The sequence below is a fragment of the Streptomyces sp. NPDC087845 genome, from assembly GCF_044742755.1.
Classification (GTDB): domain Bacteria; phylum Actinomycetota; class Actinomycetes; order Streptomycetales; family Streptomycetaceae; genus Streptomyces.
In genome coordinates this window covers 100,727-119,119 of record NZ_JBIUVC010000009.1, presented here as the reverse complement: position 1 = coordinate 119,119, position 18,393 = coordinate 100,727, and the positions used below count along the sequence as shown (strand labels likewise).

Genomic DNA, 18,393 nt, shown 5'->3' with positions numbered 1-18,393 from the left:
TGGACAGCCCGGCAGGCCCGCTCGTCGGGGTGCTGCCGGTGGGGGCCACCGGCCGCTTTGACACCTTGGCGGGAGCGGTCGGTGAAGCCGCCGCGCACCGTCACCGGCTCGCGCGGCGTCCCTCTCGTCGCGGCGGGCGGCGCGAAGGCCGCCGCGGTCGACCGGCTGACGTGCCGTGAGTGACTGGCCCCAGGGGGCGGAGCCTCCCGGGGGAGACCTCCGCCCCTCTCCGGGCCGCGTCAGGTGGCGGAGACCGCGCGTGCGCCGCCGGACGGGGCCCACGACGGCGTCACACCGGTGACCTGGCAGACCATCAGGAAGAGTGGGATCGGCGGTGTGTACGGTGTGCGGTTGTCGGGCTGGTGGATCAGCCGGGGCCGTACCGCCGGAACGAACGCCCCCTTCGCGTAGGAGACCTGTGGGGGCCAGTCCAGATCGAGATCGGAACCCGCGGGCACGATCCACCACCAGCGGTCGGCGTCCGCGAAGACGCAACCGGTGCGTGGCAGATGAGACATCAGCCGGAAACCGTACCGCGCCGGAACCCCCACCGCGTCGCAGCCCAGGGTCGCCGACAGCGCGGGCGGCAACGGCAACTGCACCGTGCCCGTGCCGGTGGCGCGCCGCTCGGGGGAGTGCCGTGTTCCGAGCAGATGGGACATCGCGTTCCTCAGCATCACCGCTCCGTGCCGTGCGGCAGTTCTGCCCAGACGATGCGTCCCGAGCCGTTGCCCGCGCCGCGGGAACCCCAGGAACTGCTCATCGCGTCGACGAGCAGCAGGCCGCGTCCGTGCTCGTCATCGGCGGTGCGGCACAGCCGCGGCCCGCCGGGCTGGTGTCCTTGGTCCTGCACGGCTATCCGCAGCCGTCCGTCCAGGCATCGCAGCTCGCACACGACGCGAGCGCTCACGGTGTGCACCACCGCGTTGGTGAACAGCTCCGAGACGATCAGGATCGCCGCCTCGTGCGCGTCCTCGTCCAGCCCCCACTCGTCGAGCCGGGCCCGTGTCAGCCGCCGTGCGCCGGCCACCGACTCGGGGTGCGCGGGCAGCGCGAAGCAGTACCGGAGCGCTTCCGTCCCGGGTCTGAGGTCCATGAGCCGGGGGATGAGCGCACTGCCAGGTGCCACAACCGATTCCTCACAGTGGGGGCTGCGTCACACTCCGCGACCTCACATGAATGAGGGCGGTTGCGACTAAGTGAACTGGTTCACTCACCAACTCTCCCCCTGTCGAGAACACTTGGCAAGAGGCACTCTGAAAATTTCAGAGTGACTGTGTCTTGGGCGGCCCGCGCATGGCACACTGCTGCCAAACAGCGCATCGGGAGGTCTGAAGTGAGCGAACCGCGGTCCGCCCCGACCGTGGGTCAGGTCGTTCTCGGCAAACGCCTGCAGGATCTGCGGGAGCGTGTCGGCCTGAGCCGTGACCAGGCTGCCAAGGTGCTGCGGGTCGCACCTGCGACGATACGCAGGATGGAGACCGCCGAGGTCGCTCTCAAGATCCCCTATGTCCAGCTGTTGCTGAAGGCGTACGGGATCGCCGACGACGAGACCGACGCCTTCGTGGAACTCGCCGAGGAGGCCAACAAGCCCGGCTGGTGGCAGCGCTTCCACGATGTGCTGCCCGACTGGTTCAGCATGTACGTCAGCCTGGAGGGCGCCGCGAGCCTCCTGCGCATGTACGAGCCGCACTTCGTCCCCGGACTGCTGCAGACCGAGGACTACGCGCGCTCGGTGATGCGCACCGGAGCCGTCGGCCAGACCAGACCCGAGGACATCGAACGCCACGTGGCGCTGCGGATGCAGCGCCAGTCCCTGCTGACCAGGCCCGACGCCCCGAAACTGTGGGTGGTGATGGACGAGACGGTGCTGCGCCGCCCCGTCGGCAGCGTCGACGCCATGCGCGGACAGATCGACCGGCTGCTCGAAGCGACCGAGATGCCCCACGTGACGCTGCAGATCGCGGAATTCTCGACCGGTCACCACCCGGGCACCTACGGTCCCTTCGTTCTCTTCCGCTTCGGCGTCCCCGAACTCCCCGACATGGTCTACAGCGAGTACCTGACCGGAGCCGTCTACTTCGACGCGCGCCCCGAGGTGGCCTCCTACCTCGAAGTCATGGACCGCATGGCGGCTCAGGCCGCAACTGCACAACGCACGAAGGAAATCCTCCGGGACTTCCGCAAGGAGCTGTGATGGATCCCATATACAACGGCATGCCGGCCGCCGAACTCGGCACCGAGGGCTGGCACAAGCCGTGGAGCGGTGGGAACGGAGGCAACTGCGTCGAAGCAATGAAGCTGTCCGACGGAAGAATCGCCGTGCGTCAGTCCGCCGATCCCGACGGGCCCGCCCTGATCTACACCCACCGTGAGATCGCCGCCTTCATCCAGGGCGCCAAGTCCGGCCAGGCGGACTTCCTCCTCACCTGAATCAGCGGCCCGCTCACCGGAATCAGCGGCCCGCTCACCAGAACGACGGCTTTCTCACCCGAATCCGCAGCGCCGGAGCCCGTCCCGCCCCACACTCTTGTTGTTCGCCGACCTATGGACCCATGGAGCGCGCTATGACCGGGCAAGCCCCCCGAGCCGTCGAGATCGACACCAGCAAGCCGCATCCCGCCCGGATGTACGACTGGTTCCTCGGTGGCAAGGACAACTACCCGGTCGACGAACAGATGGCCCAGCAGCTGCTGGCCCTGGACTCCAGAGGGCGCGACATGGCCCGGGTCAACCGGGCGTTCATGCACCGGGCCACCCGGTGGCTGGCCGAGAACGGCATCCGCCAGTTCCTCGACATCGGCACCGGCATACCCACCGAGCCGAACCTCCACCAGATCGCGCAGCGGACCGCCCCGGACGCGCGCATCGTCTACTGCGACAACGACCCGATCGTCCTCGCGCACGCTGCGGCCCTGCTGCGTTCCACCCCGCAGGGCGCCACCGAGTACATCCAGGCCGATGCCCGCAAACCGGAGGTCATCCTCGAGCAGGCCGGCCGGGTCCTCGACTTCGGCAAGCCGATCGCACTCTCGCTGCTGGCCCTGCTGCACTTCCTGGACGACGAGGACGGCGCGGCCGAACTCGTCGACCGCCTGGTCGAGCGGCTCCCCTCCGGCAGCTACCTGGTGCTCTCGCAGACCACCGGCGACTTCGACCCGGAGGGCGCGGCGAAGGCGTCCGCCATGTACAAGGCGCGCGGGATGACGCTGCGCCTCCGGTCCCAGGCAGAATTCACCACGTTCTTCCACGGGCTCGAACTCGTCGAGCCGGGCGTCTCGCTCTCCGCGGACTGGCACCCGGAGCTCGGCGAGGCCGTCGACGTCCCCGGCGACGGGCCGATCCCGGGCTACGCGGGCGTGGCCCGCAAGGCCTGACCATCCGGCACCGGCCGGTCACTGGCGGCTGACCGACCGGGTGATGCCCGCGGCGATCGTGGTGGCGAGCAGCCACCCGGCCGCGATCAGCAGATACGACAGCCACTGGTACCAGCCCTGCGGATTGAACGCCCTCTCCTGCCCGAAGTCGATGATCGGCAGCAGCAGATCCAGGGTGTAGAAGAAAGCGTTGAACGGCGGGGCCTCACCGGCCTTCAGCGGCGCCGGACGGTGCAGTCCGAACGCCAGCGCCCCGATCAGCAGCAGCGACAGGAGCCAGGCGCCCGCCCGCACCGGCCGGAAGCCGTACCCCACGGTGACGTCCTGCAGATGTCCCCACGCCCGCGCGTACCCCGGCAGGGTCGCGCGATGGGCGCGCTGCCTGGCCAGCAGCACGGTGCGTGCCGCGTCGTCGTCGCCGATCCGCCGGTACGCCGCCGTCAACTGCTCGTACGCGTACGGAACGTAGCCCTCCTCCTCGCGTTCGAGCAGCGGCAGCCGCTGCTCGGCGGGCAGATGGGGGAGCAGCACGGTGTACGTCAGCCCGTCCACCCGGACCTCGCGCGGCCAGATCGCCGGGTCGGCGTGGAGGAGATCGATCTGCGCGCGGCGCAGATTCACCTCTCCCTCGATCGGCGCGGCCTCCCGGAGCCAGAGCTCGCCGACGGTGCAGCTGCTGGCGCGCACGGCCACCCCGCCGGGGTTCGACAGCCGCGCGTGCGCGAAGTTGAGCTGCCCCGGTATCCGGCTGCCCCGCACGTTGGTCCGCCCCTCGACCCGGATGCGCATCGCGTGCACATCGGAGCCGACCGTCAGCGTCTCCGCCTGGAGGGCGGTCGCCCCGGGATTGCGCAGCTCGGCGTCGTTCAACAGGATCTGCCCGTTGACGGCGGCGCCGTCGAGCCGGGACTCACCGTGCACGACGAGCCCCGGCATCCAGAGGTCGTCCCCGGCGATCACATGATTGAGCTGGAGAACCGCCTCGCCGCTGTCCGCCGTCGACCCGTCGGCGTTCACCCCGATCCGGGCACGGTCGAAGAACAACGCCTGGGTGATCCTCGAACCGCCGAGCCGGACCGGGCCGGAGACCCGGCAGCCGGTGAGCCTCAGCACCCCGTCGATCCGGAGGGTGGCGGCGGTCAGCCCCGGCAGCACCGAATCGCTGAGGTTGAGCTGGCGCAGCTGCGCCCCGTACAGATTCGGTGCCTGCTCGAAGTGACAGCCGGCCAGCAGCACCGCGTACTCGGCCGTCGCGTACCGCACGTTCAGGGAGCCCGAGATCCGCGCCCCCGTCACACGCAGCGCCGCCACCTCACCGTCCTCCCGCCGGCCACCGATCAGCAGGGCCCGCAGCACCTCGCCGCGCACCGTGCGCTCCGGCCCCCAGCCGGCTCCTGTGTCCGGGGCGTCCTCGGCCGCCACACCGGTACGGAAGTCGACGGGAACACCGCGCGGGAAGGCATCCCATACACGGCGTTCGGCGGGGGTCAGCTCGGTGATCTCCATCGGCGGGACTCTGACCCGCGGTCCGCCGCGGTGTCAACCCCGTTGGGCTCCAGGCGCGTTCAGCTGCCCAGCTCGTGACCGGTCGCCGCGTCCACATGCCCGGGGCTCTCGTTGTGCCTGTCGCCCACCGACGGCGTACCGGACGGCTCGAAGAACAGGACCGATGCCCCGTCGGCGGCGGACGGCTTGTGCCAGGTCCCGCGCGGTACGACGAACACCCCCCCTGGCGGGGGTGACGGTCCGGGGTCGCCGGGCTCGGCGCCGTCGACCGGGCCGACACCGTCGTCGTGCCGAACCGCCCCGACCCGGAGAGCGAACCCGATCCGGCCGTCCTCGACGCGATCAGGCGCGCGGACGCCCGGGGAGCGAGGCTGGTCAGCTTCTGTACGGGGACGTTCACGCCGGCCGCGGCCGGCGTGCTGGACGGACGACGGGCCACCACCCACTGGCGCCGGGCCGATGCCTTCGCCGCCCGCCATCCGCGGGTCCAGCTCGATCCCGACGTGCTGTTCGTGGAGGACGGACGGTGATCACCGCCGCCGGCAGTGCCGCCGCCCTGGACACCGGGCTCCACATCATCCGCTTTGACCACGGCGCGGGGATCGCCGCCGCGGTGAGCCGCCGCCTCGTCTTCGCGGCCCATCGCGACGGCGGCCGGAGCCAGTTCGTCGAGCACCCCCCGTCCGACGCCGCCGGCACCTCGCTCGGCCCGCTCCTCGCCTGGGCCGAGGACCGCCTCGGCACGGATCTCACCGTGACCGGCCCCGCCGCTGTCAGCCCGGCCACCCTGCACCGCCGCTTCCGGGCCCGGCTCGGTACGACCCCGCCCGGCCGGCTGACCGAACGCCGGATCACCCTCGCCTGCCGGCTGAGGGAACGCGGCGAGGAGCGTCTCGACGTGGTCGCCCGCGCCGGCGGGCTGGGTACGGCGACGAATCTGCGGACCCAGCTCCGACGCCGCACCGGCCTGCCCCCCAGCCAGTACCGTCGCCGCTCCACCCCGCCCGGCCGAGCCGCCGGGACCGCGGGTGACAATGGAGGCATGTCACGACGCACCACACGACCGAGGCGGTCCGCCACCACCGGAGCGCGGCCTTCCGCGGTCACCGCGGACTCGCCGTGCCCGTGCGGCCTGCCCGCCTCCTACGCGGACTGCTGCGGTCGGCTCCACGCCGGGACCCTTGCCGCGCCGACCTGCGAGGCGCTGATGCGCTCCCGGTACGCCGCGTTCGCCGTCCGGAACGAGGCGTACCTGCTCCGCACCTGGCACCCCGACACCCGGCCGCCCGCCGTCGACTTCGATGCCGGGATGCGATGGGTGCGCCTGGAGATCCTGGAGACGACGGACGGCAGCGCGTTCCACACCACGGGCACGGTCACCTTCCGCGCGCACTTCACGGACGACGGGCGGCCCGATTCGCTCCACGAGAAGAGCTGCTTCGTCCGGCACGAGGGCGCCTGGGTGTACGCGACCGCGGTCTTCGCGGACTGACCGGGCCGCGCCGTGGAGCGCGGTCAGCCGGCGGCCCCCACCCGCGGCTTCTCGGGCGAGAGCTCCTGCGCCAGGTCCTCCGCCAGCAACCGCTTGGCGATCACGTCCACCGCCGCCCGCAGCTGCCGGTCGTCCGGGCGGGCTCCGTTCTCGTCCAGCCGCTCGTTGAGCCAACACGCCCACGCGTCATTGATCGCCGCAGCCTCCCGGCTCCCGGCGTCCGTATGCGTGAACAGACGGCCGTCGCCGGTGAGGTATCCCTCCTCGATCATCCGGTCGAAGACCGGCACCAGCACCTCCGGCGGGATCCGGTGCCGGGCCGCGATCAGGCCCAGTCCCGCATGGCCCACCATGCGGGTGAACAGCTCGACCTGCATCACCGCCCAGGCTCCCGCCATGTCCAGCCGGGTGTCCGAGTCCGCGATGATCCGCCGGGCCGTGTCCGGCCCCGCTCCGTGCAGGATCTTGGCCACGGTGAATTCCAGGACCTTGGCCGAGTCGCCGGCGCCGGGCTGGGCGAATCCCTCGCCCATGTCCGTCGACCCGACCCGGGCCGTGTCGCGCAGCTTCACCTGCTTCAGGAAGAGCGCCACGACGAACCCCAGGATCGCGACCGGCACCGTCCACAGGAACACGGTGTGCAGGGTGTCGGCGTACGCCCGGGCCAGCGGCGCGGACTGCGCGGCGGGCAGACCGTGCAGCCCCTCCGGGCTCAGCGCGGCCTTCGCCAGCACCGCGGGGTCGCCGCCCGCCCGCGCCGCGGCGGCGACGCCGTCGGACAGATTCGGCTTCAGCGCATTGGCGTAGATCGTGCCGAAGACCGCGGTGCCGAAGGAACTGCCGAGGGTACGGAAGAACGTCACGCCCGACGTCGCCGTACCCAGATCCGCGTAGTCGACCGTGTTCTGCACGGCGATCGTCAGCACCTGCATGGCCAGGCCGATGCCGACGCCGAGCACCAGCATGTAGAGGGACTCCAGCCACACACTGCTGTCCGGACCCATCCGGGAGAGCAGGAACAGCCCCACCGCCATGATCAGCGAGCCCACGATGGGGAACATCCGGTACCGGCCCGTCTTGGACACCACATTGCCGCTGAAGACCGAGGCGACCAGCAGCCCGACGACCATGGGCAGCGTCCGGACCCCCGACAGGGTCGCCGAGTCCCCGTCCACGTACTGCAGATACGTCGGCAGGAAGATCATCGCGCCGAGCATCGCGAAGCCCACGACGAAGCTCAGGATCGAGCAGACGGTGAACACCGGATTCCGGAACAGCCGCATCGGCAGCATGGGTTCCTCGGCCCGGAACTCCACCAGGCAGAAGAGGGCCAGCGCCACGACACCACCGGCGAAGAGACCGATGATGACGGGCGACCCCCACGCGTACTCATTGCCGCCCCAGCTGGTCGCCAGGATCAGCGCGCTCGCGCCCACCGTGACCATCGCGATGCCCAGGTAGTCGATCACCGGCCGTCCGGCGGCCTTCACCGAGGGGATCGTCCGGGCCGCGGCGATGACCACCGCGATCGCGATCGGCACATTCACATAGAACGCCCAGCGCCAGCTCAGATGGTCGGTGAAGAGCCCGCCGAGCAACGGCCCGATCACCGTCGACACCCCGAAGACCGCACCGATCGCACCTTGGTACTTGCCGCGCTCGCGCAACGGGATCACATCGGCGATCAACGCCATCGAGGTCACCATCAGCCCGCCCGCGCCGATGCCCTGCAGTCCGCGCCAGACGATCAGCAGCGTCATATTGGTCGCGAAGCCGCACAGGAACGAGCCGGTGATGAAGATGATCGCCGACAGCTGGAAGATGATCTTGCGGCCGAACAGGTCGCCGAACTTGCCGACCAGGACCGTCGCCACCGTCTCGGCGAGCAGATAGGCGGTGACCACCCACGACATGTGGGCGGCGCCGCCGAGGTCCGAGACGATCGTCGGCAGTGCCGTGCCGACGATCGTCTGGTCCAGGGCCGCCAGCAGAATCCCCAGCACGATCGTCGCGAAGACGATGTTGCGGCGGCGCGGATCGAGTACGGGCGGCGCGGCGGCACTCTGCGCGGCGGGGGCGGTCTCGCTGGCAGTGGTCACGCTTGCACCCTCACACCGGCCCGCCGCTCCCGCATGTGGGGGACGGCCAGACGTGTCGTCAGGCCAGCAGATCCCGCACGGAAGCCTTCATACGGGTGACGAACGCTTCCCGGACCGGCTGCGCCACCCGGTCCAGCGAGAGATACGGATTGAGGTCCTCCAACTCCACGAGCAGCAGCTCGCCCGCCACGGTCCGGCAGGCGTCGACCCGCTGGATGCCGTGGTCGAGACCGTTCCACTCCACGAACGTGCGGGCGAACTCCAGATCGGCCGCGTCCGGCGTGTACGGCTGAAGCACCCACCGCTCGTCCGGGTGCGGTGCGTACAGCGCGTACTGGAAGTCCCGGTCGATGAAGTAGAACGACACCTCGTAGCGGAAGCCGATCCGCGGCTGGACGAGCACGCTGCCGTCCTCGCCCTCGGGCAGTCCGGCCTCCCGTATGAACCGCAGACCGACCGAGTCCGCGCCCAGCTTCGGTTTGACCACGTACTCCGAGGCCCCGGGAAGCAGCCCCAGGTCCGCGGCCCGGTCCACCGTGGGGATCACCGGATATCCGGCCCGGCTCAGATCGACCAGGTACTGCTTGCCCGCCATGTCTCCCCGGCCGTGCAGCGGGTTGTAGACCCGTGCGCCCCGCTCCCGCGCCCGCGCGCGGAACGCGTCGTACGCCTCCTGGTGGTGCAGTACCGGACCGCTGTTGCGTACGACGACCGCGTCGAAGCCGTCCAGCAGCGCGGCGGCGTCCCGGGGGTGACAGAGCGCGACATCGAACTCCTCGCGCAGCCGCGACGTCAGATGAATGTCCTCGTCGCAGTAGCGGCGGCCGCGCGCCTCGTAGGCGAGGTCGGTGACATAGAGGACGGACGGGCGCGGGGCGGCGGGCATGGCGTTCCCCCAAGGGACGTGTCGGTGGACGGCTGATCAATGACCTTGACGGCGTTGCCCGTTCACGACCCCGGAGCGTCATGACGTCTGCCCCGTACGAGTCGACCGCATCGCAATCGTCGCCACTGCCCGACATTCTCTCGTCCGCGCTCGCGGCCGATCCCTACGGGGCGTACCGGATGCGGGTGGCCGGCGGCGCCGGGCACGCGGACGGGCGCGCCTGCCGTCCTCGCCGGAGTGATCAGCGGATGTGGCGCCCGGAGATCGCCCGCGCGACGACCAGCCGCAGGATCCCGCCCGTGCGATGCCCAGCGCCTGCGCGCCGACGGTCGGGCGGCTGACCTCGAAGGTCGCCATCGCCGCCTGCCCCTTGGCGTTCGTACCCTCCCGGGCACGGACCGGCCGGGCGTCCGGCTTCGCCTTCCCGCCGAGGAGGCAGTGCCCGGGAACGCGTACGCCGTCCAGGAAGACGTCCGCCGTGCGCGAGGCACGCAGCCCGAGCTTCCTGATGGTGCGGCTCGCGGCGAGCCCTTTCGTGCCGGGCGGCACGATCCCGTCCGCAGGACGCGTGTGGAGCGGAGAAGGTGCGGGCGGGTCACCAGCAGGCGCCGGGGCGCACCGGCAGCCTGGGGTGGTGCGCGGCGAGGAGCTTGTTGGCACGTGCCAGCTCGGAGAGTGCCTGCTCGCGGTCGGCCTGGTCCTCGACGCAGAGCCGCGGGCCGCGGAAACTGCGCACCTCGCGCGCGGCGCACTCGGCGTCGAACTCCGCCTGCAGGATGTGCGGCGGGATGCAGGACCCGATCAGCGCGGCGACCCGGTCCGGGATCGGTACGGGGACGAGGAGGTGGGAGGCGGTCATGGGGGCCCCTCTCGGATGGTTGGCCAGGAGGTGGTGCCGTGGTGCGGCCGCCGGGTGGGCGGCCGACTCCTCCATGTGTACGGGACGCAGTTCCGGGTTTCTCGTTGAGGACGTCTCCGTGTGGCAACCGTTTTGAGAGTGACCGGCTATTTTGCCTTACCCACAAGTAAGTTGACTCGTGGTGGGGGCCGTGATCCGGTCGAAATCCGTCTCATGGGGTCGATTCGTCGCTCCGGGCCCGTAACCGGAGGGCGCGCAGCACGGCCTCGGTGGAGAACCGGCTCTCGGGATCGGTCAATTGCTTGCCGAAGATGGACTCCAGATTGCGCATCCGGTAGCGAACCGTCTGCGGATGGACATCCAACAGCTCGCCCATGTGGGCCGCGGTACCACGGGTGTCCAGCCAGATCCGCAGGGTCTCGACCAGCCGCTCCCTGCGGGTGGCGCTGATTTTGGAGATCGGTGCGAGTTCGCGCTGGGCGAGCTGGTCGACCAGTACCGGGTCGGAGAGCAGCCACAGGGTGATGAGATGGTCCTCGCAGAGGATCACGGGCGCGTCGTCGATGACGCCCGTGTCGACGAGTTCGAGGACGCGCCGGGCCCAGCGGATCGAGTCCGAGGCCAGGGCGGTGGGAACGGTCAGGCCGATCGCGGCGTGGGTGCCGAGGAGGGCCTCGTCCAGCATGTGTCTTCGCGCGTCGTCGAATGCGCCGGGGATCAATAAGTGGGGTTGCGGGTCGCTGAGATCGGCCAGGACGTCCCGGTCCGCCACCGCCCGGTCCAGGCCGACGGGGGAGCGGGCGGCGACCAGGGTGACCTGTTCGGGCAGCGCCCATCCGGTCTGCTCGCACAGTTCGGCGATGGCGGTACGGGGCGCGGGGCGCCCGGCGAGGATCAGATGCAGCAGGCGTCGGCGCATGGCCTCGATCTGCTCGCCGGTCTGCGACTGCGCCTCCAGGAAGCCTTCCCGGGACAGGGATTCGAGCTCGTCGACGTAGGCGAAGAGCGCGTCGGCGAAGCTGAGCATGAGCGTCGGCGAGAAGTTGTAACTCCGGCCGACCTTCTTGGCCCGGCGCAGGGCCACCCGGGCGCCGAGACGATAGGCGCCCTGCAGCGTCTCCATGGTGCGGCCCTCGTAGGCCTCGAACCGCCCGAACCGGCGGCACATGTCGTCGCGCAGCGAAGTCGACGTCAACGGCTCGGCGACCAGGTCCACGAAGGAGGAGAGGCTCTGCTCGACGCCGACGCGGATGGCCTGCCCGTTGGGGCCGCTGAGCAGGCGGGCGTATTCCGGATAGGCCCGGGTGACCTCGACGCCGATCTCCTTGATGAGGCTCGGCAGTTCGGGCCGCATGATCGCGGCGAATTCCTGGGGGAGCGGTCCCAGCGGATCCCCCGTGTCCGACGGCTGAATGAGTTTCGGCATGACTGTCCCCTTGCTCTCCGGCGCCCGGTGGGGGGTCAGGCGGTGGGGAAAGCGCTCCCACGAACCGACAGGTGCGTATCAAGTCCGCGATGAAGATAGACCAAGTGAGCGGTTGTGCCCACCACTTGGACAAGATCGAAGTGCAGGGGGCACACACCTCGGCCGCGTTGTGGGGCTTCCGTGCAGGTGGGACGGGAGTGCTCACTTCAGGACAATGTTTTTCGGACATCTACTCCTCCGGCGACAAGGAAGCGGCCCCGGGCCGTGCGGACGCCGGGTTGTGAGGGCCTGTTCCCGAGGGGGCGGGTCTTTCGGGGCGGTGCCCGTGCTGCCGCGCGCCGGTGCCGCGGCCCTGCTTTCTCCGTCGCCCCGCGTGTCGAATCCGAGAAGGAGGAATACATTTCGGGTCATGGCGAAGAAGTCATTTTTCATCGGGTGACGGAATCTCCGCGATTCGCGGACAAACCGATGGATCCGTTTCGCGAAAAACGGAAAACCCGTCAGCCGCCCGCGGTGCGGAGTAATCCGGTCCGGTCCGCCGGAGCCGGCCGCGCGGTCCTCCGTGCCGAGGCTCCGCGCGGTTCGGCGGTGGCGCGACGGGGTGCGCCCGGACCGCATTCGGCCGCTGGGCAGACGATCTTACCGGCGAGTAAGCGGGCGGCGGCGGTGCGCTCCGTCGGCGACGACTGCGCCCGAGGTGAGTGTCCGGCGGCCCGCCGGGCACGTGACCCCGGCACAACTACTCACTTTCGTATAGAAAACCGTGGCGATCTGCTGAGTTCTCGCTAAGCCGGAATGCCGTCGCCGAGAGGGTGAGGGAATTTCTGCGCCGGGTATTGCAGCGTCGGGCTACTGGCTCGTAACGTTCGATCCGCACGGAGTTCGATCACGCAGTCGAGTCCATGGACTTCTGCGATCCACGATGTGAGCCGCCCTCGTACCGAGCCCATTACCGGGTGCGGCACGAGGTAATCGGGTACGTCCAACTCCACTCCCCTCGGAGGCTTTTCCGTGAGAAGCATCATCAAGCGTTCCCTGTTCGCCACCGCCGTCGCCACTGCCGCGTTCGGCCTGGCCGCCACCTCGGCCTCGGCCACCGCGCAGGCCCAGTGGACCGTCACCAATCCGAACGCGAACAACTCGTTCTCGGCGGTCCTGAAGACCGGGGCGACGGCCGACCTGCTCGACGTGACCACCAACCAGTCCGTGACCTGCTACTCGGCCACCGCGAGCGGTACCGCCACCAACGGTGTGCACCCGGACGGGAACAACCTCGTGCAGATCGCCTCGGCCAAGTGGGGCGACGCCGTCAGCGACCCCTGCGACGGCCCGCTCGGATCCGCGTTCAGTGCCGTGGCGAACGGCCCGATCAGCCTCAACGCCACCAGCTACAGCGGCGGCGTCACCTCGGGCAACCTGTCGAACGTGAGCGTGACGATCACCGGCGACACACTGTTCGGTGTCTGCAAGGCCACGATCTCCGGCTCCGCCAGCAACGCCAAGTACAACAACGCCACGGGTGAGCTGACGATCACCAACGGCACGGGCCTCAGCATCTCGAACGTGAGCAACTGCGCCTCGCTGATGAACAACGGCGACAGCGCTCAGTTCTCGGCGGTCTACAAGCTGGCCCAGCCCCTCACCGTCACCTCCCCGTGAGCCGGTAGTCGGTGCGACGGCCGCGAGCTGCGTGCCGGAGACGTCTCCGGCACGCAGCTCCCGTCCGGAGCCGGCCGACGACACGCCGTCCCACCAGATGACCAGTCAGCTCCGAGACGACGGCAGGTTGCCGAGATGAGATCAAGGACGAGTCGCCCGCCGCGAGTGGTGCAGGCCGGCGCCGTCGGTGCCATGGCACTTCTGGCCGGACTCATGCCGGGTACGGGTGTGGCGAGCGACACCCGTGTGGCCGAGAAGGACATCGGCTACACCTGTGCGTTTCCCTCCGGGGAGGAACAGGTCGATGTCACCGTCTCCGCCGAACTGCCGTCGACCTCCGGCGTCGGAGTCGAGGTCCAGCCGGAGAACGTGCATCTCGAACTGACCGTGCCGCGGGCGGTGCTGGGGGAACCACCGTCGGACGGCACCCCTCAGCTCTCGGGCTCCGCCCGGCTGGCGACCACCGTGACGCAGCACGGCGTGCCGACCACCGTGATGTGGCAGGGCCTGGACATCGCGCAATCACCCGTCGCCCCGGACAAGGACGTGGTGATCAGAGCCGCGGGTGAGGTCCCGACCGTGACGCCGCGCTCCAGCGGTGACCTGGTGTTCGCGGCGGACCGGCTGGAAATGGACCTGACTCTGCGATCGGCCGGCGAAACCGCGGCCGAGCCCGTGGCCCTGTCCGTCTCCTGCACGGTGGATCCGGACCAGGAGCCGGAATTCGCCGACGTCCGCGTGCCCGCTCCGGAGGGGGGCGTCCCGGCCACCCCGTCGACTCCCCGACTGCCGTGGGAACGGGAGGTGTCGGCGGACCCCCGGGGCGCGGAGCCGGAGACCGGGGCCGATGCCGACGGGCCCCGTGTACCGATACCCCCGGACTGCACCCTCGTCTACGGACCGGTGGAGAATCCGCCGAGGGCGGCGCACGGCTACATGGCCGGCTACTCGAACGTGAAGAAGCAGAACGCCGCGATGGCCTTCAGGGAGCCGGGCCACCTCAGGCTGCAGCTGAACTCGGCGACTGCCGCGTACACCTGCTCCAAGGGCAGTCTGACCTGGCTCAAGTCGGCGGCGACGCTGGACTACAACGGGAAGGCGCAGATGCCGCCGGCCCGGTCCACATTTCTGACCTTCGGCTTCATGCCGACGACGGCCACGGTGGAACTCGAACTCGTGGGCCCCACCACCATCGACACCCTTTCCGAAGGCCCGGACCCCGTCACCAGGCGCCGTCCCGAAACGACGACGGCGATCTCGAACATGAGCGTGCGCCTCTACGACGTGAAGGTGAACGGCACGCCGCTGGACGTCGGCCCCGACTGCCGCACGGCCCGGCCCATGAAGCTGGTGCTGACCGGGAAGGGGTCCACCGGCAGGAACCCGGCTGCGGAAGGCTACACGGTCATGACCGGGGGACCGCTCATCGGGTCCGCGGACATTCCGGAATTCACGGGATGCGGGGCGACGGAGGACCTCGACAACGTATTCACCGCGGCGGTCTCCGGAAAGGGCAACTACACCAAGATGATGCAGGGAGCCCTGTGTGTGGACGGGGTCCCGGCGAACTGCCCGGAGCCGCCCAGGCCGCGCCCGGAACGCTGATTTCACCCGGAACTCCCGGAACCCCGGGGCCTGTCCGACGCTGATCCGCCGGACGGGCCCCCGCCTGCCCCACCCCTCTCCAGAAAGGCTGGACCATCAATGAGTGCTGCCCCGAGACGCGTCAGGCCCGCTCTTTTCGGCGCCCTGGTGGCGGTGGCCGTCGGTATTCCCCTGAGCACGTCACCGGCGAGCGCCGCCTCCGCCCAGGAAATGGGCGGCAACTGGGCACCGTTCACCCGGTGTCCGGTCGACGACCCCGCCATGCTGGCCGCGGACGGCCAGGCGGAGATCGCGATATGCGTGGCCTCGCACTCCGCGAGCGGGTCCATCAAGCTCGGCAACACCCTGGCGACGACCGGCGCGAACGACCTCCAGTTCGGTGTCGTCCGCAACGCGGCAACGGGCGCGTCAAGGATCGTGGCGCCCGCGGGAGGAGCGATCGTCGGAGCTCCGACCGAGATTCCCGGCGGTCTGCTCGGCCTCATGTGCCCCAACGGGATCCCGGTGATCTCGGACATCTGCCGGCAGCTGACGGACAACAGCCTCAACCGGGTCGTCGCCACCGTGCAGTCGGCGGGCACACCCAGCAACTTCGACCTGACCGCCGGGATGACCGGCGGCAAGCCGATCGTCGACATTCCGGTCCGGATCCACCTGGAGAATCCGTTCCTCGGGTCGAAGTGCTACATCGGAACGACCTCCAACCCGGTGGTGCTGCGCCCGCAGAACCTCACGACGCCGGCCCTGGCCAGCCAGCGTTTCGACGCCAACGGCACGCCGAACACCAGGGGGGTGCTGAACCGGGTCGCGCTGACCGGGAACGCCCAGGGGGACAGCTCCTTCGCCGTTCCCGGGGTGAGCGGCTGCGGCCCCCTGACCCTCGGTGAGCTCAACTGGGCGGTCAACCTGAAGACGGGGCTGCCGTCGGCGTCCGGGAACAACAACCTGGTGCTCAACGACACCGCCACGTACACGGCGGGCCTGACCTCGCCGGGCGCGGCGGTGCCCGACGCCGGGCGGCTGCTCGCGGAGAACTGGCACGCCGGAGTGGTGCGGTAGGTGATCCTCCGGTCCGGCCCCTTTCCGTAGACACGGGGAATTCCGCTGCCGCCCGCCCCGCTCGGAGCTCTTTTCCGAGTGGGGCGGAGGCATGTTCGTCGCACGCCGGAAGACTCACTTATCGACAAGTGTGCGACGTTCATTACTCACTCGCGTACAAAAAGCAAGTGGCCGTCGAGCGCCTTGCAAAAAGTTCAGGAACCAGTATTGCGAAGGCTGGTTACCGAGCCGTAGCGTCCCAGTTGAGCAGCGCGGAAACGTATCCGTGGCTGCTCGTTCGGTGCACCTGGAGCCGTCGCGGCGCCGGCCTCCGTCGGCCGCGGGACCCAGACTGCACGCCGGAGACCTTGCGCAGATTTCGACAAAGCTCGTGCATGACTTTGTCACTCGGTGACAAGTGATCCACGCCGAGCACATGGTTCGTCGATTTCCGCTGTTCAACGGCTTGTCCTGGCGGTTTCGCCGGACATAGCGTGCGCCTCCTGGTGCACGTGTGACGAGCCGCCCATGGATTCATCAGAGCCGGAGCGCTGACAGATGACTTCGTTCACAACAACTTCGAAGGAGGGCCGATGGGAATCGAAGTAGTCGTCGAAGGCCTCACGAAGTCCTTCGGCAAACAGAACATCTGGCAGGACGTCACCCTCACACTGCCCGCCGGCGAGGTGAGTGTGATGCTCGGGCCTTCCGGCACCGGAAAGACCGTCTTCCTGAAATCCATCATCGGTCTGCTCAAGCCCGAGCAGGGGCGCGTTCTCATCAACGGCGTAGACATGGTGAACAGTCCCGAGCGCGAGATCATGGAGACCCGCAAGCTCTTCGGGCTCATGTTCCAGGACGGCGCTCTCTTCGGCTCGATGTCGCTCTTCGACAACATCGCCTTCCCGCTGCGTGAGCACACCCGCAAGAAGGAATCGGAAATCCGCCGGATCGTCATGGAGAGGATCGACATCGTCGGTCTCCTCGGCGCCGAGGACAAATTGCCCGGCGAAATATCCGGTGGTATGCGCAAGCGTGCCGGACTGGCCCGTGCCCTGGTCCTGGATCCGCAGATCATCCTCTGCGACGAACCGGACTCCGGACTCGACCCGGTCCGTACCGCCTACATCTCCCAGCTCCTCATCGATCTCAACGCGCAGATCGACGCGACGATGCTCATCGTCACCCACAACCTCGACATCGCGGCCACCGTCCCGGACAACATGGGCATGCTCTTCTGCCGCAACCTCGTCACTTTCGGGCCGCGCGAGGTGCTGCTCACCAGCGACGTGCCGGTCGTCTCCCAGTTCCTCGCGGGGCGCCGCGAGGGCCCCATCGGGATGGCCGAGGAGAAGGACGCCGCCACTCTCGCCGCCGAGGAGGTGAACGGCTACGGGGCCGGCATCAGTTCCGCCAACGCCCCGCGCACCGTCGTGCCGCAGCTGGAGCCGTCGCCCGGCATGCCCGTACGGCAGGCCGCCCTGCGCCGCCGGGAACGGGTCCTGTCGATGATGGGCCAGCTGCCGGAGGCCGCCCGCACGGCCATCATGAAGAGCTATGCCCCGGCCGCGGGCGGTGGGCGACCGTGACCGCCCCCATGCCGGTGCGGCCCCCCGAGCAGCCCGCGGCCGACGGGGCCGGCGCGAGCCCGCGGAAGACCCCGGAGCAGCGGCCTGCGACGCGGCTGCTGGCCCCGCTGCGCGAGACCGGGAAGCTGTTCTCCCTCGCCGGGACCGTGAGCCGCGAGATCTTCCGCAGGCCCTTCCAGGTACGGGAGTTCATCGAGCAGTTCTGGTTCGTCGCCAGCGTCACCATCCTGCCCGCGGCGCTCGTCTCCATTCCGTTCGGCGCGGTCATCGCCCTCCAGGTCGGCTCGCTGACCCAGCAGCTAGGCGCCCAGTCCTTCACCGGCGGCGCCAGTGTCCTCGCCGTCATCCAGCAGGCCAGCCCCATCATCGTGGCGCTGCTGATCTCCGGTGCGGCGGGCTCTGCCATCTGCGCGGACCTCGGCTCGCGGAAGATCCGCGAGGAACTCGACGCGATGGAGGTGATGGGCGTCTCGCCCATCCAGCGCCTCGTCGTCCCGCGTGTCCTCGCCACCATGCTCGTGGCCGTTCTGCTCAACGGCCTGGTGTCCGTGGTCGGCACACTCGGCGGCTACTTCTTCAACGTGATCCTGCAGCACGGCACCCCCGGCGCCTACCTCGCCAGCTTCTCCGCCCTCGCCCAGCTCCCCGACCTGTACATCAGCGAGGTCAAGGCGCTGATCTTCGGCTTCATCGCGGGCATCGTCGCCGCCTACCGCGGACTCAACCCGCGCGGCGGCCCCAAGGGCGTCGGCGACGCGGTCAACCAGTCCGTCGTCATCACCTTCATGCTGCTGTTCTTCGTGAACATGGTCCTCACGGCGATCTACCTCCAGATCGTCCCCGCGAAGGGGAGCTGA

The 18,393-nt window shown here is 69.5% G+C and carries 17 protein-coding genes and 2 pseudogenes; 10 read left to right on the top strand and 9 right to left on the bottom strand.

Translation table 11 applies throughout. From position 1 onward, the window contains the following. Window positions 1-239 precede the first annotated feature (239 nt). Together ACIOMQ_RS23425 and ACIOMQ_RS23420 are read right to left on the bottom strand one after the other, a co-directional pair. A complete protein-coding gene (locus tag ACIOMQ_RS23425) occupies window positions 240-677 on the bottom strand; it encodes a hypothetical protein (RefSeq protein ID WP_362196371.1) in 438 nt (145 codons plus the stop codon). Continuing rightward, window positions 677-1,129, bottom strand: a complete 453-nt coding sequence (locus tag ACIOMQ_RS23420) for an ATP-binding protein (protein ID WP_362196368.1) — start codon at window positions 1,127-1,129, stop codon at window positions 677-679. The genes ACIOMQ_RS23425 and ACIOMQ_RS23420 overlap by 1 nt, the downstream gene beginning before the upstream one ends. A 207-nt stretch (window positions 1,130-1,336) precedes the next feature. On the opposite strand from ACIOMQ_RS23420, the gene ACIOMQ_RS23415 reads away from it, so the two are divergent. From ACIOMQ_RS23415 to ACIOMQ_RS23405, 3 genes are all read left to right on the top strand, one after another. Further along, entirely contained in the window at window positions 1,337-2,197 is an 861-nt protein-coding gene (locus ACIOMQ_RS23415) for a helix-turn-helix transcriptional regulator (RefSeq protein ID WP_362196365.1), read from the top strand. Then, window positions 2,197-2,433, top strand: coding sequence for a DUF397 domain-containing protein (locus ACIOMQ_RS23410; RefSeq protein ID WP_362196362.1), 237 nt, complete (start codon window positions 2,197-2,199; stop codon window positions 2,431-2,433). The genes ACIOMQ_RS23415 and ACIOMQ_RS23410 overlap by 1 nt, the downstream gene beginning before the upstream one ends. Before the next feature lie 134 nt (window positions 2,434-2,567). Further along, on the top strand, window positions 2,568-3,377 hold the full coding sequence (locus tag ACIOMQ_RS23405) for an SAM-dependent methyltransferase (protein ID WP_362196359.1): 810 nt from the start codon (window positions 2,568-2,570) through the stop codon (window positions 3,375-3,377). Window positions 3,378-3,395: 18 nt separating this feature from the next. On the opposite strand, the gene ACIOMQ_RS23400 is transcribed toward ACIOMQ_RS23405, so the two are convergent. Continuing rightward, entirely contained in the window at window positions 3,396-4,883 is a 1,488-nt protein-coding gene (locus ACIOMQ_RS23400) for a membrane-associated oxidoreductase (RefSeq protein WP_402190165.1), read from the bottom strand. A 59-nt stretch (window positions 4,884-4,942) separates the two neighbouring features. Beyond that, window positions 4,943-5,101, bottom strand: a complete 159-nt coding sequence (locus ACIOMQ_RS23395) for a hypothetical protein (protein WP_402190163.1) — start codon at window positions 5,099-5,101, stop codon at window positions 4,943-4,945. Window positions 5,102-5,122: 21 nt separating this feature from the next. On the opposite strand from ACIOMQ_RS23395, the pseudogene ACIOMQ_RS23390 reads away from it, so the two are divergent. Together ACIOMQ_RS23390 and ACIOMQ_RS23385 are read left to right on the top strand one after the other, a co-directional pair. Next, window positions 5,123-5,892 (top strand): annotated as a pseudogene (locus ACIOMQ_RS23390) (GlxA family transcriptional regulator); the annotation flags it as partial. A 33-nt stretch (window positions 5,893-5,925) separates the two neighbouring features. Beyond that, the gene (locus tag ACIOMQ_RS23385) at window positions 5,926-6,375 is read left to right on the top strand and encodes a YchJ family protein (protein WP_402190347.1); all 450 of its coding nucleotides are present in this window, start codon (window positions 5,926-5,928) and stop codon (window positions 6,373-6,375) included. 23 nt (window positions 6,376-6,398) lie between these two features. Here the strand turns inward: ACIOMQ_RS23385 and ACIOMQ_RS23380 are convergent, their stop codons facing one another. The 5 genes and pseudogenes from ACIOMQ_RS23380 to ACIOMQ_RS23360 all read right to left on the bottom strand — a co-directional run bounded on the left by ACIOMQ_RS23380 (window position 6,399) and on the right by ACIOMQ_RS23360 (window position 11,645). Beyond that, window positions 6,399-8,474, bottom strand: coding sequence for an MDR family MFS transporter (locus ACIOMQ_RS23380; protein WP_362196353.1), 2,076 nt, complete (start codon window positions 8,472-8,474; stop codon window positions 6,399-6,401). A gap of 58 nt (window positions 8,475-8,532) precedes the next feature. Further along, window positions 8,533-9,360: a hypothetical protein gene (locus ACIOMQ_RS23375; RefSeq protein ID WP_401265623.1), complete on the bottom strand. Its 828-nt coding sequence runs from the start codon at window positions 9,358-9,360 to the stop codon at window positions 8,533-8,535. Between the two features lie 294 nt (window positions 9,361-9,654). Then, window positions 9,655-9,912 (bottom strand): annotated as a pseudogene (locus tag ACIOMQ_RS23370) (acyl-CoA dehydrogenase); the annotation flags it as partial. A gap of 43 nt (window positions 9,913-9,955) precedes the next feature. Beyond that, window positions 9,956-10,219 carry a hypothetical protein gene (locus ACIOMQ_RS23365; RefSeq protein ID WP_362196347.1) on the bottom strand — a complete coding sequence of 88 codons (264 nt, stop codon included), beginning with the start codon at window positions 10,217-10,219 and terminating at the stop codon, window positions 9,956-9,958. A 211-nt stretch (window positions 10,220-10,430) separates the two neighbouring features. Further along, window positions 10,431-11,645 carry a helix-turn-helix domain-containing protein gene (locus tag ACIOMQ_RS23360; protein ID WP_362196344.1) on the bottom strand — a complete coding sequence of 405 codons (1,215 nt, stop codon included), beginning with the start codon at window positions 11,643-11,645 and terminating at the stop codon, window positions 10,431-10,433. Between the two features lie 1,011 nt (window positions 11,646-12,656). Between ACIOMQ_RS23360 and ACIOMQ_RS23355 the strand changes: the two genes are divergently transcribed. The 5 genes from ACIOMQ_RS23355 to ACIOMQ_RS23335 all read left to right on the top strand — a co-directional run bounded on the left by ACIOMQ_RS23355 (window position 12,657) and on the right by ACIOMQ_RS23335 (window position 18,393). Next, window positions 12,657-13,304 (top strand): hypothetical protein, encoded by a 648-nt coding sequence (locus tag ACIOMQ_RS23355; protein ID WP_362196341.1) that lies wholly within the window; start codon window positions 12,657-12,659, stop codon window positions 13,302-13,304. A gap of 192 nt (window positions 13,305-13,496) precedes the next feature. Then, on the top strand, window positions 13,497-14,909 hold the full coding sequence (locus ACIOMQ_RS23350; RefSeq protein WP_401756305.1) for a DUF6801 domain-containing protein: 1,413 nt from the start codon (window positions 13,497-13,499) through the stop codon (window positions 14,907-14,909). Between the two features lie 99 nt (window positions 14,910-15,008). Beyond that, window positions 15,009-15,968, top strand: a complete 960-nt coding sequence (locus tag ACIOMQ_RS23345; RefSeq protein ID WP_402190160.1) for a hypothetical protein — start codon at window positions 15,009-15,011, stop codon at window positions 15,966-15,968. A 572-nt stretch (window positions 15,969-16,540) separates the two neighbouring features. Continuing rightward, window positions 16,541-17,536, top strand: a complete 996-nt coding sequence (locus ACIOMQ_RS23340) for an ATP-binding cassette domain-containing protein (RefSeq protein ID WP_362196332.1) — start codon at window positions 16,541-16,543, stop codon at window positions 17,534-17,536. Continuing rightward, window positions 17,533-18,393, top strand: coding sequence for an ABC transporter permease (locus tag ACIOMQ_RS23335; RefSeq protein WP_362196329.1), 861 nt, complete (start codon window positions 17,533-17,535; stop codon window positions 18,391-18,393). The genes ACIOMQ_RS23340 and ACIOMQ_RS23335 overlap by 4 nt, the downstream gene beginning before the upstream one ends.

Bases quoted from the DNA above. Each gene is read 5' to 3' on its own strand.
- ACIOMQ_RS23375 (WP_401265623.1), bottom strand. From the start codon at position 9,360: ATGCCCGCCGCCCCGCGCCCGTCCGTCCTCTATGTCACCGACCTCGCC.
- ACIOMQ_RS23345 (WP_402190160.1), top strand. From the start codon at position 15,009: ATGAGTGCTGCCCCGAGACGCGTCAGGCCCGCTCTTTTCGGCGCCCTG.
- ACIOMQ_RS23365 (WP_362196347.1), bottom strand. From the start codon at position 10,219: ATGACCGCCTCCCACCTCCTCGTCCCCGTACCGATCCCGGACCGGGTC.
- ACIOMQ_RS23410 (WP_362196362.1), top strand. From the start codon at position 2,197: ATGGATCCCATATACAACGGCATGCCGGCCGCCGAACTCGGCACCGAG.
- ACIOMQ_RS23405 (WP_362196359.1), top strand. From the start codon at position 2,568: ATGACCGGGCAAGCCCCCCGAGCCGTCGAGATCGACACCAGCAAGCCG.
- ACIOMQ_RS23385 (WP_402190347.1), top strand. From the start codon at position 5,926: ATGTCACGACGCACCACACGACCGAGGCGGTCCGCCACCACCGGAGCG.
- ACIOMQ_RS23400 (WP_402190165.1), bottom strand. From the start codon at position 4,883: ATGGAGATCACCGAGCTGACCCCCGCCGAACGCCGTGTATGGGATGCC.
- ACIOMQ_RS23340 (WP_362196332.1), top strand. From the start codon at position 16,541: ATGGGAATCGAAGTAGTCGTCGAAGGCCTCACGAAGTCCTTCGGCAAA.
- ACIOMQ_RS23425 (WP_362196371.1), bottom strand. From the start codon at position 677: ATGCTGAGGAACGCGATGTCCCATCTGCTCGGAACACGGCACTCCCCC.
- ACIOMQ_RS23360 (WP_362196344.1), bottom strand. From the start codon at position 11,645: ATGCCGAAACTCATTCAGCCGTCGGACACGGGGGATCCGCTGGGACCG.
- ACIOMQ_RS23350 (WP_401756305.1), top strand. From the start codon at position 13,497: ATGGCACTTCTGGCCGGACTCATGCCGGGTACGGGTGTGGCGAGCGAC.